This window comes from Pectobacterium betavasculorum (assembly GCF_000749845.1).
GTDB lineage: Bacteria > Pseudomonadota > Gammaproteobacteria > Enterobacterales > Enterobacteriaceae > Pectobacterium > Pectobacterium betavasculorum.
The window spans coordinates 381,125-396,572 of record NZ_JQHM01000001.1 but is presented as its reverse complement, the minus strand read 5'-3'; the positions used below and the strand labels follow the sequence as shown (position 1 = coordinate 396,572).

The 15,448-nt window shown below is 51.6% G+C and carries 15 protein-coding genes, 1 tRNA gene and 1 pseudogene; 13 read left to right on the top strand and 4 right to left on the bottom strand.

Annotated elements, in window-relative coordinates; all coding sequences use genetic code 11:
* Window positions 1–73: 73 nt before the first annotated feature.
* Window positions 74–889 carry a MetQ/NlpA family lipoprotein gene (locus KP22_RS01775; RefSeq protein WP_039307433.1) on the bottom strand — a complete coding sequence of 272 codons (816 nt, stop codon included), beginning with the start codon at window positions 887–889 and terminating at the stop codon, window positions 74–76.
* A 245-nt stretch (window positions 890–1,134) separates the two neighbouring features.
* On the opposite strand from KP22_RS01775, the gene KP22_RS01770 reads away from it, so the two are divergent.
* The 10 genes and pseudogenes from KP22_RS01770 to KP22_RS01725 all read left to right on the top strand — a co-directional run bounded on the left by KP22_RS01770 (window position 1,135) and on the right by KP22_RS01725 (window position 11,817).
* Window positions 1,135–1,764, top strand: a complete 630-nt coding sequence (locus KP22_RS01770) for a response regulator transcription factor (protein ID WP_039307552.1) — start codon at window positions 1,135–1,137, stop codon at window positions 1,762–1,764.
* 3 nt (window positions 1,765–1,767) lie between these two features.
* A complete protein-coding gene (locus KP22_RS01765; RefSeq protein WP_039322025.1) occupies window positions 1,768–3,345 on the top strand; it encodes an MASE1 domain-containing sensor histidine kinase in 1,578 nt (525 codons plus the stop codon).
* Between the two features lie 89 nt (window positions 3,346–3,434).
* Window positions 3,435–4,766: an MFS transporter family glucose-6-phosphate receptor UhpC gene (gene uhpC, locus KP22_RS01760; RefSeq protein ID WP_039307430.1), complete on the top strand. Its 1,332-nt coding sequence runs from the start codon at window positions 3,435–3,437 to the stop codon at window positions 4,764–4,766.
* Window positions 4,767–4,926: 160 nt separating this feature from the next.
* A complete protein-coding gene (locus KP22_RS01755) occupies window positions 4,927–5,961 on the top strand; it encodes an ABC transporter substrate-binding protein (protein ID WP_039307427.1) in 1,035 nt (344 codons plus the stop codon).
* A gap of 198 nt (window positions 5,962–6,159) precedes the next feature.
* The gene (locus KP22_RS01750; protein ID WP_039322022.1) at window positions 6,160–8,238 is read left to right on the top strand and encodes an ABC transporter permease; all 2,079 of its coding nucleotides are present in this window, start codon (window positions 6,160–6,162) and stop codon (window positions 8,236–8,238) included.
* Window positions 8,239–8,243: 5 nt separating this feature from the next.
* Window positions 8,244–9,302, top strand: a complete 1,059-nt coding sequence (gene fbpC, locus KP22_RS01745) for a ferric ABC transporter ATP-binding protein (RefSeq protein ID WP_039307420.1) — start codon at window positions 8,244–8,246, stop codon at window positions 9,300–9,302.
* 367 nt (window positions 9,303–9,669) lie between these two features.
* A tRNA-Asn gene (locus KP22_RS01735) sits at window positions 9,670–9,745 on the top strand.
* Window positions 9,746–9,906: 161 nt separating this feature from the next.
* Window positions 9,907–10,118 (top strand): annotated as a pseudogene (locus tag KP22_RS21405) (Arm DNA-binding domain-containing protein); the annotation flags it as partial.
* A 62-nt stretch (window positions 10,119–10,180) separates the two neighbouring features.
* Window positions 10,181–10,483, top strand: a complete 303-nt coding sequence (locus tag KP22_RS01730) for an MFS transporter (RefSeq protein ID WP_197061553.1) — start codon at window positions 10,181–10,183, stop codon at window positions 10,481–10,483.
* Window positions 10,484–10,917: 434 nt separating this feature from the next.
* Entirely contained in the window at window positions 10,918–11,817 is a 900-nt protein-coding gene (locus KP22_RS01725; RefSeq protein ID WP_039302386.1) for an alpha/beta hydrolase, read from the top strand.
* A gap of 91 nt (window positions 11,818–11,908) precedes the next feature.
* On the opposite strand, the gene KP22_RS01720 is transcribed toward KP22_RS01725, so the two are convergent.
* The 3 genes from KP22_RS01720 to KP22_RS01710 all read right to left on the bottom strand — a co-directional run bounded on the left by KP22_RS01720 (window position 11,909) and on the right by KP22_RS01710 (window position 13,957).
* Complete coding sequence (locus KP22_RS01720; protein WP_039302890.1) at window positions 11,909–12,262, bottom strand: MmcQ/YjbR family DNA-binding protein; 354 nt, start codon at window positions 12,260–12,262, stop codon at window positions 11,909–11,911.
* 150 nt (window positions 12,263–12,412) lie between these two features.
* The gene (locus KP22_RS01715; RefSeq protein WP_039302382.1) at window positions 12,413–12,871 is read right to left on the bottom strand and encodes a nuclear transport factor 2 family protein; all 459 of its coding nucleotides are present in this window, start codon (window positions 12,869–12,871) and stop codon (window positions 12,413–12,415) included.
* 150 nt (window positions 12,872–13,021) lie between these two features.
* Window positions 13,022–13,957, bottom strand: coding sequence for an AraC family transcriptional regulator (locus KP22_RS01710; RefSeq protein WP_039302380.1), 936 nt, complete (start codon window positions 13,955–13,957; stop codon window positions 13,022–13,024).
* Between the two features lie 99 nt (window positions 13,958–14,056).
* On the opposite strand from KP22_RS01710, the gene KP22_RS22300 reads away from it, so the two are divergent.
* From KP22_RS22300 to KP22_RS01700, 3 genes are all read left to right on the top strand, one after another.
* Complete coding sequence (locus KP22_RS22300; protein WP_156103724.1) at window positions 14,057–14,239, top strand: hypothetical protein; 183 nt, start codon at window positions 14,057–14,059, stop codon at window positions 14,237–14,239.
* 27 nt (window positions 14,240–14,266) lie between these two features.
* Window positions 14,267–15,004 carry an MmcQ/YjbR family DNA-binding protein gene (locus KP22_RS01705; protein WP_039302377.1) on the top strand — a complete coding sequence of 246 codons (738 nt, stop codon included), beginning with the start codon at window positions 14,267–14,269 and terminating at the stop codon, window positions 15,002–15,004.
* A gap of 88 nt (window positions 15,005–15,092) precedes the next feature.
* On the top strand, window positions 15,093–15,443 hold the full coding sequence (locus KP22_RS01700) for a TfoX/Sxy family protein (protein WP_039302374.1): 351 nt from the start codon (window positions 15,093–15,095) through the stop codon (window positions 15,441–15,443).
* Window positions 15,444–15,448: the final 5 nt, after the last annotated feature.

Genomic DNA, 15,448 nt, shown 5'->3' with positions numbered 1-15,448 from the left:
TCTTGAGAATAATTCAAATATTAATTAATACGCTGCCATCTTTTTAGTGAAAATGGCAGCACCAAAATGTGTATTACCACCCTTTCACTGCACCACCGTTAAAAATACGGTCAGCAGCCTGCTCAACCTCATCAGACTGGTAGGCTTTAATAAACTTGCTGATGTTCTCCGCCGTTTTATTATCTTCACGCGTTACGATGATATTCACATAAGGTGATTCTTTACCTTCAATGAAAATACCGTCTTTGGTTGGTGTTAAGCCCGTTTGCTGAATATATGTCGTACTGATTATCGCCACCGTCACTTGCGGATCGTCTAACAAACGTGGCAACTGCGCACCTTCCACCTCCATAATACGCAGGTTGTGCGGATTAGTCGTGATATCCAGCACCGTCGGTAATAACCCCGTATCCGGCTTCAGGGTAATTAATCCGGTTTTCTCCAGTAATAGTAGCGCTCGCCCCAGATTGGTGGGATCGAAAGGAATCGCGATGGTGTCGCCGTCTTTCAGATCGTTGATGCTTTTAATCTTCTTAGAATAGCCTGCCATCGGGAAAACGAAGGTATTCCCTACCGCCACCAGTTTATAACCGTGTTCGCGGTTTTGCTGTTCCAGGAAAGGACGATGTTGAAAGACGTTTGCGTCCAGATCGCTTTTGTCTGTTGCTTCATTCGGCAATAGCGAACCGCTAAACCCAACCAGCTCGACATCCAGATTATATTTTTCTTTTGCTACTTTCTTCGCGACGTCGGCGACATCCTGTTCTGCGCCGTTAATCACACCGACTTTAATATGATTGGCAGAGTTACCTGCGTTATCACATGCGGTCAACGCTATTGCCGCAGTGACCATTCCCGCCACCAGCGTTATACGCCATTTATTCATCATTCTGTTTCCCTGATATCTTAAATACATCGATTTCTAACTACACGGATTTAAAGAGAAAAACAGTATGTCCCTCGATTCAATGAGTCAAATAACTCCGCGTTCTATCAATATGCCTTTCATCATTCGCTCAAATCAGTGTGGTGATATCTGTTAAGCCGATTCCATTTTACTTATCTGCTATTGCTCACCTTTTGATTCCCCCGCATTATGACGTTTTGATGATCTTGAATTCACACGGCGAAACCATGATTAATGTGGCTTTGGTTGACGATCACATCGTTGTACGGTCTGGCTTTGCACAGCTTCTGACATTAGAGAATGACATTCAGGTCGTTGGCCAATATGCCTCGGCGGCGCAGGCGTGGCCCCATTTGCTCAAACAGCCGATTGACGTTGCCGTGATTGACATCGCCATGCCGGATGAAAGCGGCCTGTCGTTATTAACCCGCCTACGTCAACAGCGTCCCAATTTTCGCGCCATTATTCTAAGCATCTATGACACCACTGCGTTTGTACAAAGTGCGTTGGATGCGGGCGCGGGCGGCTACTTAACGAAGCGCTGTGGCCCGGAAGAGTTAGTGCAGGCCGTTCGTGTGGTCAGCAGCGGCGGCCTTTACCTCTGCGCCGATGCGCTGCACGCCATTCGCCATCAGCAGCAGCCACCGAAGGAATTGCTGACGCTAACCCCGCGCGAGCGGGAAATATTCAGCCTGTTGATCAACGGAATTAGTGTAAAAAGCATCGCTGAACAGCTCGAACTCAGCCATAAGACCGTTCACGTTCACCGTGCCAATATTCTCAGTAAATTACAGTGTGAATCCACGGTAGAACTGGTGCACTTTGCACTGCAACACCAACTGCTGGCTGGGAAGTAAATCATGCGTCGCCTGCACGTCATCGGCATGACGCTGTTTCTGGCCTTTTTCTATAGCCTGATTTGGCTGGCGCTGTGGACCATCAGTTTCTATTTGAGCAACAACGGCCATCAGGCAGCACTGCTGTTACCGCAAGGACTGCGGCTGGCGCTGATGATCTTGCTGCCGCGCAAATACTGGCCGACCCTGCTACTTTCGGAAATCGCTATCCAGAGCTGGCTTATCAGCGAGCAGCTAATGACGCGCTCGTTATTACTGCTTTCCCCCTTTCTGAGCCTGATTCCGGCGGTCATCACGCATAAAATCTGGCATCGCTATACGCTTTATTGGCAACGGCTCCTGCTGTTGCTGGCGGCACTGACGCTTAACACTATTCTTCACGGCATCGCCATCGGCCCATGGTTACATTCGCCGCTGACACAAACGCTGCTGGCCACGTTTACCGGCGGCGTCCTGCTGATTCCGTTCATCTATTTATTGTACGAATACATCAAGCAGCAGCACTTGCAGACGTTGCTGGCACAGGAGATCCCCGATCCGCCGCTGCGTACTTCGCTGCTGATTTGGTGCTCGCTGTTTTTTTCTATCGGCGTTTGCCTGCAAATGGCGTTCACACCCGAGATGGAACGCCTGCTGCTGATCTTCGTTTTTCTGCCCAATGTGGTGATGGCGTATAAATTCGGCTGGCAAGGCGGCGTGCTCTCCGCCGTACTCGGCAGCCTGATGATTGCCGTCACGCGTCAAGTGAGCGGAGCCTTTGATGACCTGCGCGAGCTGGAGCTGTTTCTCTCTACGCAGGCGCTGCTCGGCATTGGGTTGGGGATCGCCATCAGCCGTCAGCAACAGCTGGCACAGCGGCTCCAGCGCTATCGTCAGCAGTTGGAACAGGAGCTAAAAACCCGGCGGCGGCTGATGGAACGCATCATCCATACCGAAGAGGCCGTGCGCAAAGATATCGCGCGCGAGCTACACGATGATATCGGCCAAAACATCACTGCGATTCAAATTCAGGCCATGCTGGTGAAACACAGTGCGCCTGCGGATGCGGCCCAACATGCCGCCGGACAAATCAGCGAGCTGTCGCGGCGAATCCACCACACCACACGTCAGCTGTTGCGTCAGCTGCGCCCGCCAGTGCTGGATGAAATGGTGCTGGATAAAGCGCTGCATCATCTGGCAGATGAGTTCGCCTTTACGGCTCGTGGCATCCAGTTTCAGCTGGATTATCAGCTCCCCACGCCCCCTCATGATGATGTGGTGATTTTCACGCTTTATCGGCTGGTGCAGGAACTGCTCAACAACATCAACAAACACGCCAGCGCCACACAGATTACCGTCCGTCTCAGACAGCAGGATGACCTGATTACGCTAGACGTCATCGATAACGGTGTAGGCATCGCACAAAAAGGCAGTACACACTCGGCAGGCGGCGGCTTCGGCCTGCGGGGCATTGAAGAACGCGTGCAGGCACTGGGCGGAAATTGGTTGGTGAAAGCCGCCGTCAGCGGTGAACCCGCTACGCCGCGTGGCACGCACATAATTGTTAACCTGCCCACAAAATTTAAACAAAAAGACGACTAGCTAGGAATTATTCCTAGCCATCTAAAACCTTGTCTCATCCTTTTTAATTCGCATCCCCCTACTCTTCTCTCAACGCGACGGAGAACCCCATGCAAGCACCCATGTTTCCAAAGGGACAGCTTTCACCAACACAAATCAGTCAGCGCTATCGCTACTGGCGACCGCGGTTGTTGATTTCCATGGTCATCGGGTACGCCACGTTTTACCTGACGCGTAAAAGCATCAACTTCGTCATGCCGGTGATGCAGTTGGAATTAGGGTTAAGCAAAGGCGATATCGGGTTGCTGGGGACGCTGTTTTACCTCTGTTATGGCGCATCCAAGTTTATTTCCGGCATCGTCTGCGATCGCACTCAGGTGCGCTGGTTTATGGGTGTCGGGCTAATGATTACCGGCGTGCTGAACATTCTGTTCATGTACAGCCAGTCGCTCACCGGTCTGCTGATTGTCTGGGCGCTGAACGGGTTCTTTCAGGGCTGGGGTTGGCCCCCTTGCGCCAGACTGCTGAGCAGTTGGTATTCGCGCAATGAGCGCGGCCTCTGGTGGGGATGTTGGAATACGTCGATCAACATTGGCGGTGCGGCGGTTCCCTTACTCGCGGGCTATCTGGCCTCCGAATGGGGATGGCAAGCGGCGCTGCTGGTACCGGGCATTATCGGGATTGTGATCGGGCTGTGGCTGTGCTGGCAGTTGTGCGACAAACCACAGCAGCAAGGGCTGCCAAGTGTCGGTCAGTGGCGACGCGATGCGCTAGAGCTTCGTCAGGAGCAGCAGAGCCCGCCGATGCCGATGCGTCAGATTCTACGCGATGCGATTCTGCGTAACCGTACCATCTGGCTGCTCGGGTTTTCCTACATTCTGGTGTACCTGATTCGTATCGCACTGAATGACTGGGGAAACATCTGGCTATCGGAGAGCCACGGTTTCAACCTGCTCAGCGCAAATGCCACGCTGTCGCTGTTTGAACTGGGTGGATTGCTGGGTGCGCTATTTGCCGGTTGGGGCTCGGATCTGCTGTTTCGTGGTCAACGCGCACCGATGATTTTGCTGTTTGCACTCGGACTATTTTTAACCATGACCGCGCTGTGGCTGGCACCGATTCACCACTATTCACTGCTCGCAGCCTGTTTCTTCAGTATCGGTTTTTTTGTTTTTGGACCACAGATGTTGATCGGTCTGGCTGCGACGGAATACAGCCATAAGGATGCCGCAGGCACGGTGACAGGTTTTCTGGCGTTATTTGCCTATCTGGGGGCGGCGCTGGCGGGCTGGCCGCTGGCACAGGTGCTGCAACACTACGGATGGTCGGGATTTTTTACTCTGCTGGCGTTGGCCTCAGCCTGCATCGGACTGTTATTGATGCCGCTGCTGATGGCAGGTGTGAGCCGCCGGGAACGTTTAATGACATCAAAATATCAATAACTATACCCTAAATAATTCGAGTTTCAGGACAAAACGTTAGCGTTTTGAACAACGCCAAGCGTTGGCCAGCTAGGGCGAGGCCCACGACGGGCCGAGTATTTAAACGCAGCCAACGCACATGCAACTTGAAGTATGACGGGTATATACAAAGGAAAACATCATGAAACTGAGTACCTTAACTACCCTCATCGCCGCTGGACTGACTGTTGCTGCCGTTACCACCACTACCGCTCGAGCTGAAGGTCGCCTGGTCATTTATTGTAGCGCCACCAACGCCTTCTGCGAGGAGGAAGCCAAGGCCTTCGGTGAAAAACACAACGTTAAAACCTCCTTTATCCGCAACGGCTCCGGCAGCACGCTGGCGAAAGTCGATGCTGAGAAGAAAAACCCACAGGCTGACGTCTGGTACGGCGGCACGCTGGATCCGCAATCTCAAGCAGGCGAAATGGATCTGCTGGAACCCTATCAGTCTAAAAATCTTGACCAGATCATGCCGCAGTTCCGCGATCCAGCTAAACGTAAAGGCAACTACTCATCAGCCGTTTACGTCGGCATCCTCGGCTTCGGCGTTAACACCGATCGCCTGAAAGAGAAGAACCTGCCAGTGCCACAGTGCTGGAAAGATCTGACTAACCCAGTCTACAAAGGTGAGATCCAGATTGCTGATCCACAGAGTTCCGGTACAGCGTATACCGCGCTGGCAACGTTTTCCCAGCTTTGGGGTCAGGATCAGGCCTTTGATTATCTGAAGAAATTGAACACCAATGTATCGCAATACACCAAGTCAGGTATTGCCCCGGCACGCAACGCCGCACGTGGCGAAACCGCTATTGGCATCGGCTTCCTGCATGACTACTCGCTGGAAAAAGAGAAAGGCGCTCCGCTGACGCTGATCTCCCCATGTGAAGGGACTGGCTATGAAATTGGCGGCGTCAGCATCCTGAAAGGCGCGCGTAATATGGATAACGCCAAGCTGTTCGTTGACTGGGCGCTGTCAAAAGACGCACAGGAACTCTCCTGGAAAAAAGGCCAGTCCTACCAGATTCTGACTAACACCACCGCAGAAGCCTCCCCGCTGTCGCTGAAGTTGCAGGACCTGAAACTGATCAACTACGACATGGACAAATACGGCGCATCCGACGTGCGTAAAGAGCTGATTTCCAAGTGGGTTAACGAAGTCAAAATGGGCAAATAATCTCGATTAATTGCCCTTGATTCATTGACCTTTATTGATTGCAAAAATAATGGGAACACGGCGGCAAAGCTTGCTCGCATTTCGCTTAACGCAGTGTTCTCAGCATCGCTAATTAACCATTACTCAATATTATTAACCAACCAATACCTGTGACGATTCAATCTTATAAAACAACGCTATAAAGCACCAGGGAACCTTATGTCACACACACTAACTCTCTCACCGACGCCTAAACGGGATCCTGTTTTCCTGTGGCTGGCGCTGATTGCAGCGACATTTTTGCTGCTGCCAGCGTGGAGCCTGGATTATGGCCTGCTCGATGCCTCACGCGATGAACTGCTGGCGGCCTACAGCTGGTCTAACCTGAATATCAGCCTGCTTTGGTTCTTGCTCCCGTTAGGATTACTGGCACGTCCATTGCATACGCCCAGCCGGGAACAGCGTGGTCGCCATCGTTTTGATGCGGCTTATGCGTTGTTCTGTGCCCTCTTCGTGGTCATCAGTGCGACCATTGAAGGCCGTGGAATGGGCTATGGCACCATTGCGCTGTTTGTTGCTCTGAGTGCAATTATTACGCTGGCGCTTTCGCGGCTTGACTGGCTGGGTGGCGATCGCTTCGTCATCGGCTCACTCATCAGTATCATTGCGCTGATAAGCGTCTTTATTCTTTACCCAAGTATCGCCATCTTCATCCCGATGTTCACCAACGACAGCGGTGAGTTTGCGCCGCTGGCATTCATGCAGATTCTAAGTCAGGCACACATTTTGCGGGTGATCTGGAATTCATTTCTGCTGTCGGTTGCTGTCGGTATCGGCTGTACCTTCTTCGGTATGGTGCTGGCGATTTACACCTCACGTATTGCCCGCCGCTCCGCGATTATCGGCCGTATTTTCTCCATTCTGCCTATCGTTACACCGCCGTTTGTCGTTGGGTTAGGCGTAACGCTGATGATGGGCCGCTCCGGTTATATCACCGAGTTGATGGCGACGTGGTTCGGCCTGACGAACACCAACTGGCTGTATGGCTTTACCGGCATCTGGCTGGCGCAGGTGCTCGCCTTCACGCCGATGTCGTTTATGATTCTCGAAGGCGCGATGAAGACGATTCATCCGTCGCTGGAAGAAGCGTCTTACACGCTACGTGCTAACCGCTATCAAACCTTTCAACGGGTTTTCTTGCCCCTGCTGAAACCGGCGCTGGCTAACTCGTTCCTGATTGTAATTGTCCAGTCGCTGGCCGATTTCAGTAACCCACTGGTACTGGGCGGTAATTTCGACGTACTCGCTACCCAGATTTACTTCTATATCACTGGCGCACAGTTGGATTATCAGTCTGCCAGTACGCTCGGCGTTGTCCTGCTGCTGTTCTCACTGGCCGTATTCTGCGTGCAATATTTGTGGATCGGTAAACGCTCCTACGTGACGATTTCCGGCAAATCCTCTCGGGGTGATGTGCAGCCGCTACCCGTTTCGCTGGTGTGGATCGTCAGCATCCTGCTTTATGTCTGGATTGCCTTTAACGTCCTGCTGTACGGCAGCATTTTCTACGGCAGTTTTACCGTTAACTGGGGCGTGGATTACACCTTGACGCTGGCAAACTTCAGCAAGCTGTTCGGGCAAGGCTTTAGCGACGGCGCCTGGCCTTCTCTGCTGGATACACTACTGTTCGCGGGTATCGCCGCACCGATTACGGCACTGTTTGGGCTACTTATCGCCTACATCGTGGTGCGCCAGCAGTTCTACGGCAAGAAGGCTATCGAGTTCACCACCATGCTGTGCTTTGCGGTGCCGGGCACCGTTGCCGGTGTGTCTTACATTCTGGCCTTTAACAGCGCGCCAGTTTACTTAACGGGAACCGCGGTGATCGTCATTATGTCGATGGTCATGCGTAACGTACCGGTCGGTATTCGCGCCGGTATCGCCGGGCTGGGGCAGTTGGATAAATCACTGGACGAAGCGTCGCTCAGCCTGAGAGCAGGTTCGATGCGCACGGTGTTTTATATTCTGCTACCGCTGCTGCGTCCGGCCATTCTGTCCGCACTGATTTACAGCTTCGTACGTGCGATTACCACCGTCAGCGCCATTATCTTCCTGGTTACACCGGATACTCGCGTCGCCACGTCTTACATTCTTAACCGCGTGGAAGACGGTGAATACGGTATGGCGATTGCCTACGGTTCCATCCTGATTGTGGTCATGCTGGCCATTATTTTCCTGTTCGATTATCTGGTCGGTGAAGCGCGGGTTTCCCGCACGAAAGCCAAGAATAATGCCTAAGCGGAGTGATTACCTTGAATACTGAAAAAAGCTTTGTCGAACTGAAGCACATCACTAAACGTTTCGGCAACAACACCGTCATTGATGATTTGAATCTGGCGATCCCACAGGGAAAAATGGTCACGCTGCTAGGCCCATCAGGCTGCGGTAAAACCACGGTACTCAGAGCGGTTGCTGGATTGGAAAAACCGACAGAAGGTCAGATTTTCATCGACGGCGAAGACGTCACCGAGCGTTCGATTCAACAGCGTGATATCTGTATGGTGTTCCAGTCTTACGCCCTCTTCCCGCATATGTCGCTGGGCGAAAACATCGGCTACGGGCTGAAAATGCTCGGCCGACCGAAGGCTGAAATCAATCAACGCGTGAAAGAAGCGCTGGCGCTGGTCGATCTGGAAGGGTTTGAAGATCGCTACGTCGACCAAATTTCCGGTGGGCAGCAACAGCGTGTCGCTCTGGCGCGTGCGCTGATCCTCAAACCGAAAGTCCTGCTATTCGATGAGCCACTGAGTAACCTTGACGCCAACCTGCGCCGCAGTATGCGTGAGAAAATCCGTGAGCTTCAGCAGCAGTTCAACATCACCTCGCTGTATGTTACGCACGATCAGAGCGAAGCCTTTGCGGTGTCCGACATGGTTCTGGTGATGAACAAAGGCAAAATCATGCAGTTGGGTGCACCGCAGGAACTCTATCGCCAACCGGCTTCGCGCTTCATGGCCAGCTTTATGGGTGATGCCAATATCTTCCCTGCTACCTTCACGGCAGACAGCGTAAATATCTATGGCTACCTCATTCCGCGTCCGCAGGGGTTTGCAGCCGGATTAAGTGAATCGACCGTCGGTATTCGCCCTGAAGCCATTACGCTCAGCCATCAAGGCGAGGAAAGCCAGCGCTGCACGATTACGCAGGTCGCTTATATGGGGCCGCAGTATGAAGTGCAGGTGGACTGGCATGGGCAGTCGATGCTGTTGCAGGTTAACGCCACTCAGCTTCAGCCGAATCCGGGCGACAGTTACTATCTGCAAATTCACCCTTACGGCATGTTTGTCCTGTCCGACCGGTAAATATCGATTAACCATCCCCCAAACCGGGAGCACTTGCTCCCGGTTTTACAACGACCACCATTCCGGTCATGCTATTCATTCGATATTAGCACCCTCACGTTACTGACCTGATTTTCAGGTGAACACGGTTTATCTTTTACGGCAATATCCCGATTCACTCAGTCAGGATCAGGGCGGCTATAGGTGTTGTGCGACAAATAAAAATCGTCAGCGCATCCACGCTAGCGATGAAGGAACACGATAAACTGTCAGTATTTGCCAAAAATATCGGCATATTGCACATTCTCTCACCGAACAGTGCAATTTTGTGGTTTACGCCTTTGACATGGTCAGCGCCCGCCGTTATCATGCGCCCCGTTCACACGATTCCTCTGTAGTTCAGTCGGTAGAACGGCGGACTGTTAATCCGTATGTCACTGGTTCGAGTCCAGTCAGAGGAGCCAAATTCTTGTTTTCATGCCTCTTTGCGAATCCTTATCTGATTCAGATTCAATAAGTTAGCGTGAAAAGTCTTCCCGATGCATTTTCAGTTTTCCCTCCGCATCGGGAGAATTTGGTGGTCAGATTTGGGGTCAAGTTGGTTCGATGACGGAGTGACCCCCAAATGTCTCTTAACGACTCAAAAATCCGCAACTTAAAACCATCAGCAAACGCTTCAAAGTTTCCGATTCTCACGATCTGTACCTTTTAGTTAATCCAGCCGGTTCACGTCTCTGGTATCTCAAATATCGCATCAATAGAAAAGAATCACGCCTCGGCTTAGGTGCTTATCCTGATGTATCTCTGGCCGACGCTCGTCAGCAGCGTGACGGTATGACCGCATCCTCGCGGCAGGTATAATGTGCTTCGTGCTTGGCGGCGTAGGATTCCTGGCTGTAGTGGCAATGGGGCTACATGGCTCGGCCGCCGTGGTGTTGCCGATGTGCCTGGTCAGTCTCGCCAATGGCTCGTCGCTGTCGCTGGCAGTATCCGGAGCAATTGCCAGCGAACACGGACAAGCTGCCACCGCATCGGGACTGGTCGGGTTCTGTCAGATCGGCAGTGCCGCGCTGGTGGCAATGGGTGTCAGTGCGGCCTTCGGCACCGGCCTGGGTGTGCTTTGTGGCTCGGTGCTGGTCCTCAGCCTAATCGCGCTATCCACCTGCCTGCCATGGACTAGACGCCGGACAGGCGTGACCTGAGTGCTATCTTATTCTTTCAGAAAAATAACTATTATCCTGAATCGAATGGCTCACCTAACTCGCAGTGACTGATTAACCAGATCTGTTCAGCCAATACATAAACAATGAGTGGCAGTCGTTCCTGAAATTGCAAGCTATGGAAGGTAACATTCGTCGTCAAGGTAGCAGACAGGACAATGTGGTTGCTGAAAATTCATTAGCTTCTAAAGCGCGAATGGATCAGCAAAAAGATCTAAGGAGCACTGGGGAGAGATCTGTAATGGTATTTTGATTACATTGAAATGTTTAATGGCAATAAGCGTAGGAATAGCTTGAATGTGAATATATTACCGATAGAACATTAATACCATATAAATCAAAGTGTTGACATTGTAAATCCAGAAAGAATACGATTAAATAATACATGACACTAAATAAATCGGAGGCTAAATAAGATGAGTCGTGCGCAACGCGAACAGCTTAATAAGAAACTGGGAAAACCAGCCCTTTCTGACTCTAAGGAAAAAACTATAAATCAAATCCGGGCTGATTTTGCGGCTTTCATGAAGACGATGAATATTCCTTCAGGCACTCGAATCACTACCAGCACACTGGGTGGACAGAGAACCCTGGTTATTGAAGCTGAAGAGAATGTGCGATCAGGGGCAATTATGTATTTTCATGGTGGCTCATATCTTATGGGGTCACCAGAAACGGGGATGTCACTGACAGCCAGTTTGGTAAAAAAAACGGGGATAAAAGCATTTTCCCTCGATTACAGGCTTGCGCCTGAATTTCCATATCCGACTGCGATAGAAGACTGCACTAACGCATATCGGGATCTTCTCGAACAGGGAATGCAACCCAATTCTATAGTCTTTGCCGGTGATTCAGCTGGCGGGGGTTTATGTATATCAGCGTGCATCAAAGCTCGTGGAGAAGGGCTGCCATTACCGGGCGGAATTGTGACCTTTTCAGCAAGTCTTGACGCGACGCGGTCAGGCACAAGTATGGACTCCAAGAGTGGAGTTGACCCTTATTTTACCCGTGAGAGTTTTCTTTCTTCAGGACGTCTTTATCTGGGGGACGCCGATCCCCATCAGGAACTGCTGTCACCTGCTATATGTTCTGATTTCACTGGGTTTCCACCGATTCTATTACAGGTAGGAACGAATGAACTTTTACTGGATGACTCAACGCGGCTGGCAGAGCGTGCACGCAATGCAGAAGTCGATGTTATCCTTGATGTCACAGCCAATTTGCCTCATGTATTTCAGATCTTTAATGGAGCTCTGGAAGAAGCAGATAATGCTCTTGACCGTGCTGCGTTATTTATAAAACAGCATGTTAAATAAATAAGATATTTAACTGCCTTAACGAACATTTAGGGAGAAGTGCCATGGTTAAATCACCTTGCATACGTCTCCCATTTTTTTGAAAAAATTATCAGGATGTCAATTCATGACTGTCGGCAAGCAGCTCGTGTATTTCCTTCACTGATAGCGGTCCGGAAAGGATCACACTGACCCAGTGCTCTTTGTTCATATGATAAGCAGGCAAAATACCCTCTTTCTGACGTAAAGAGCCGATGTGCTCCGGCCGGACCTTAACATCGAGTATGTCGACTTCATCTTCCGTTTTCAGCCCCAGCTTTGTACCGGGTACTCTCATCACGATACCAAACCATTTATCATTATTATGATGACGAAGCACTGCATAATCCGGCAGGTTACTCCAGAGATATTCCGGCTCCGATTTATAATGCTCCCGCGCGTGCCTGAATAATGTCTCTCTTTTCATCATCACTCCCGTATAGTCACTTATATCTGTTCTGACCCGACCCTGAACTTTACATTCGCCATTCTGCTCATAACCCGACATTCGGGAAAGACAGGCGGGACAGAATTTTAACCTTTTATCGTTTGCACCTTCTCAGAGCATATCGCCATATCAGACGACAGTAGCTCTCTCAGGGAACTTTTTGTCCATTGGACGGATAAATGACCAGGTGGAGTGGATAACTTTCCAGTTATCGTCTTCCTTCTGAAAGACCTCGATGACGTTGTATTCCATATCAATTAAGTTCGTTTGCGAGTACAGCTGATAAGTCAGCACGGCCATATCGTTTACCGCCTGTATCCGCGGATGGCGGAAATCATAGCTGTCAGCAAACAGCTTGCCGTCAATGGATTTCAGAAACGCTTTAATCGTTTCATAGTCATCGACCCTTTCGGTCACGACAGCATCAAAGTAAGTAAAGCTGCGTTCTGACCAGAGCGATTCATAACCGGATGTGTCGCCCTTGAACCACTTATCCAGTGCTGACTTTTCCAGACCGATAAGATGGTCTGCAAGCGTACGTTCTTCATCACTGTAGCTTTGCTCGTAAACGGGTAGCGCGTTTGACATACATTTCTCCTTTTGTATTCGATACAACTGATGGCAAGGAAAGCAAACATCGCTCCCCGCCGGATATTGAACTCAATACCAGCTCGCAACAGGTTCCTGCCGGGGCATTGCGCATATATTGTGCTATCACGCGGGCCGACCCTCATAGGGTCAGGGAGTCGTCGCGCGTTTGCGGAAGTCCTTCGGCGTAAAACTGGTTTCCCGCTTGAAGAACTTGCAGAATCTATCTATCTCACCGAACCCAAGGCGTCCGGACAGCGCTCCGATGGGCAAATCGGTGTGTATGAGTAACCGTTTAGCCTCCAGCACGATCCGTTTTGAGAGGTATGCTTTGGCACTGATCCCCTGAGCCGCCAGTGTTGCGCGCGTCAGGCTCTTCTCAGTACAGCCAAGGTAGTTTGCATAGTCGCCAACCTGGCTCCATTGCGAAAAACGCTCGTCCACCAGTTCCTGGAACTGCCGGAACCTTAGCAGCATCCCCGATTGCTGCGATGCAGGTTCCTGACGTTGCCCATGCAGGACCGTCAGCCAGGTCAGCAGCGCGTAGAAACGGTAACGCAACAACGCATGCACCTCGATGCTCAGGCAACTTGCCGAAACATCGGCCAGCTCAGCGCCAGATTGCTCCTCAGACCTCTTTGGCAACCCCAAACGGGCATCGTCGCGGATGCACTGAATATCCTGCATGGCTCGTTTAAGTTCTGCCGGATCAAGGCAGATGCTTTCAGGCAAGCGCTCCAGAACAGGGGCTATTTGAGCTTCTGCCGACAGCAGAAATTCCGGACGAAGCAGCACCATCCATCCATCCCAGTCCTCCTCGCTGCCGAAATTATGGGCCTGGCCAGGCCGCAACGTGAGCAATGTTCCCGCGCTGCACTCCACCGGCTCGAAATCGACAAAGTGCGTACATTGCCCTTCGGTCACACAAATCAACATATAGAACTCGTAACAGTACGTCCTGCGCATGGCCTGTACCGTCGAGCGACGCTTGAGATCCGACAAACGGAACACTTCAAGATCAAAGGGATAGGGGTTGGCCGGGCTATACGTCAGCCGCTCAACGGTAGGCCGCGACATCGCACTCATCGAATACCTCTTTTACCATCGCAATTCACCCACAGAATGTCCGTTATTTACAATTTAAAAACCATATAACGGTACAAATCATGCCATTTATGACCCATAATGGCAATCACCAATATCGTTACTGAGGCCTCTATCCACGGATATATGGGCACGAAAGAGCGGCATCGCCCAGCAAGCGGGGACAGGATGATACTGAGCTGGCCGTTCTTCATTAACAGCGTCCCCGAAGCGGCAAAAGCGGCTCAGAATAGCGATGCGTATATCCATTCCCGCATCCGCTGAGTAACACAGACAGTGTCAGGAACCCCCATGAACAAACAGAACCTCGTTCACGTCGCCGATGACTATGCACAATCGCTCACGGGCGTCGCGCCCGACCACTCAATGGGGATCGGCTGGGCGACCTACAAGCTGCACGGCAAAGTGTTTATGCTGATCGGCGAGGTGGATGGTAAGTCCACCGTTATCGTGAAAGCCGATCCCATTCGGGCCGCGATCCTGCGTGGGCAATTTGAGGAAATCTCACCGGCTCATCGCATGAACAAGCGCCACTGGCTGTCTATCGTTGCAGGCAAGTCCATCACGGAAGCGTTGCTGCATCGGGAAATCAAGGAGTCTTACCTGCTGGTCCAGGCGAGTCTGCCGCAAAAGCGCATCCGCAATGTCGGACAGCCGGCACATAAAGGCATCTCCAGACGCCAGTTGCAGCCGCTTGCACGCCGCCTGGTGACTGAACTGCCTGGCGTCACTCACGGCCGCCCGTTTGTCGAAAAACTTGACGTCTACAAGGTCGTCAACAAAGTCTTCCTCATCATCACCGATGATCCTGATGAGCCAATCATCACGGTTAAGACAGAGCCGGACCAGATCGACACCCTGTGTGAGCAGTATGAAAACGTGACGCCCGGGAGATATCTCGATAAACACCACTGGGTGTCAGTTGAAGGTGGCAAAGGCGTGACCCGGGAACTGGTAGAAGACCTGATCAAACAGTCCTACCGGCTGGCGCTCAAAGCCGTGCCTCAACGTTTAAAGCCCCCGATGTAAAGCCGTCCGGCAAGCCGGATACGTCCCCCTGTGGCCGGGACCTGCTTAGTGCCGTCGAAGGCCATTTTCACTTTAACAGGAGTAACACATGACCACACTTACCGGACAAGGCAAAGCGCTGGCCGAGCACTACGCCGGGGAACTCTCAGGCTGGGCTCCCATCACAACACGGCCCCTGTTTGGCGCTGTCGCACTCTATCGTGACGGGCTCGTATTCGCGATGGTCTGGAAAGGATCGCTGTATTTCAAGGTGGATAATGCAAGCCGGTCCGACTATGAGGCGGCAGGCTCACACGCGCTGGGCTATGTCTCCGAGGGCAACGACCATGCGCTAAAATCGTACTGGGAAGTGCCTGTGGATGTGCTTGAAGACAATGAAATACTGACGATATGGGCACAGCAGGCATGGAGCGCCGCTCTCAAAACGGCTAAGGGCTGATTATC

Excerpts from the sequence above, each read along its gene's own strand:
- KP22_RS01775 (WP_039307433.1), bottom strand. The coding sequence starts at position 889 with ATGATGAATAAATGGCGTATAACGCTGGTGGCGGGAATGGTCACTGCG.
- KP22_RS01770 (WP_039307552.1), top strand. The coding sequence starts at position 1,135 with ATGATTAATGTGGCTTTGGTTGACGATCACATCGTTGTACGGTCTGGC.
- KP22_RS01765 (WP_039322025.1), top strand. The coding sequence starts at position 1,768 with ATGCGTCGCCTGCACGTCATCGGCATGACGCTGTTTCTGGCCTTTTTC.
- uhpC (WP_039307430.1), top strand. The coding sequence starts at position 3,435 with ATGCAAGCACCCATGTTTCCAAAGGGACAGCTTTCACCAACACAAATC.
- KP22_RS01755 (WP_039307427.1), top strand. The coding sequence starts at position 4,927 with ATGAAACTGAGTACCTTAACTACCCTCATCGCCGCTGGACTGACTGTT.
- KP22_RS01750 (WP_039322022.1), top strand. The coding sequence starts at position 6,160 with ATGTCACACACACTAACTCTCTCACCGACGCCTAAACGGGATCCTGTT.
- KP22_RS01725 (WP_039302386.1), top strand. The coding sequence starts at position 10,918 with ATGAGTCGTGCGCAACGCGAACAGCTTAATAAGAAACTGGGAAAACCA.
- KP22_RS01720 (WP_039302890.1), bottom strand. The coding sequence starts at position 12,262 with ATGAAAAGAGAGACATTATTCAGGCACGCGCGGGAGCATTATAAATCG.
- KP22_RS01715 (WP_039302382.1), bottom strand. The coding sequence starts at position 12,871 with ATGTCAAACGCGCTACCCGTTTACGAGCAAAGCTACAGTGATGAAGAA.
- KP22_RS01710 (WP_039302380.1), bottom strand. The coding sequence starts at position 13,957 with ATGAGTGCGATGTCGCGGCCTACCGTTGAGCGGCTGACGTATAGCCCG.
- KP22_RS22300 (WP_156103724.1), top strand. The coding sequence starts at position 14,057 with ATGGCAATCACCAATATCGTTACTGAGGCCTCTATCCACGGATATATG.
- KP22_RS01705 (WP_039302377.1), top strand. The coding sequence starts at position 14,267 with ATGAACAAACAGAACCTCGTTCACGTCGCCGATGACTATGCACAATCG.
- KP22_RS01700 (WP_039302374.1), top strand. The coding sequence starts at position 15,093 with ATGACCACACTTACCGGACAAGGCAAAGCGCTGGCCGAGCACTACGCC.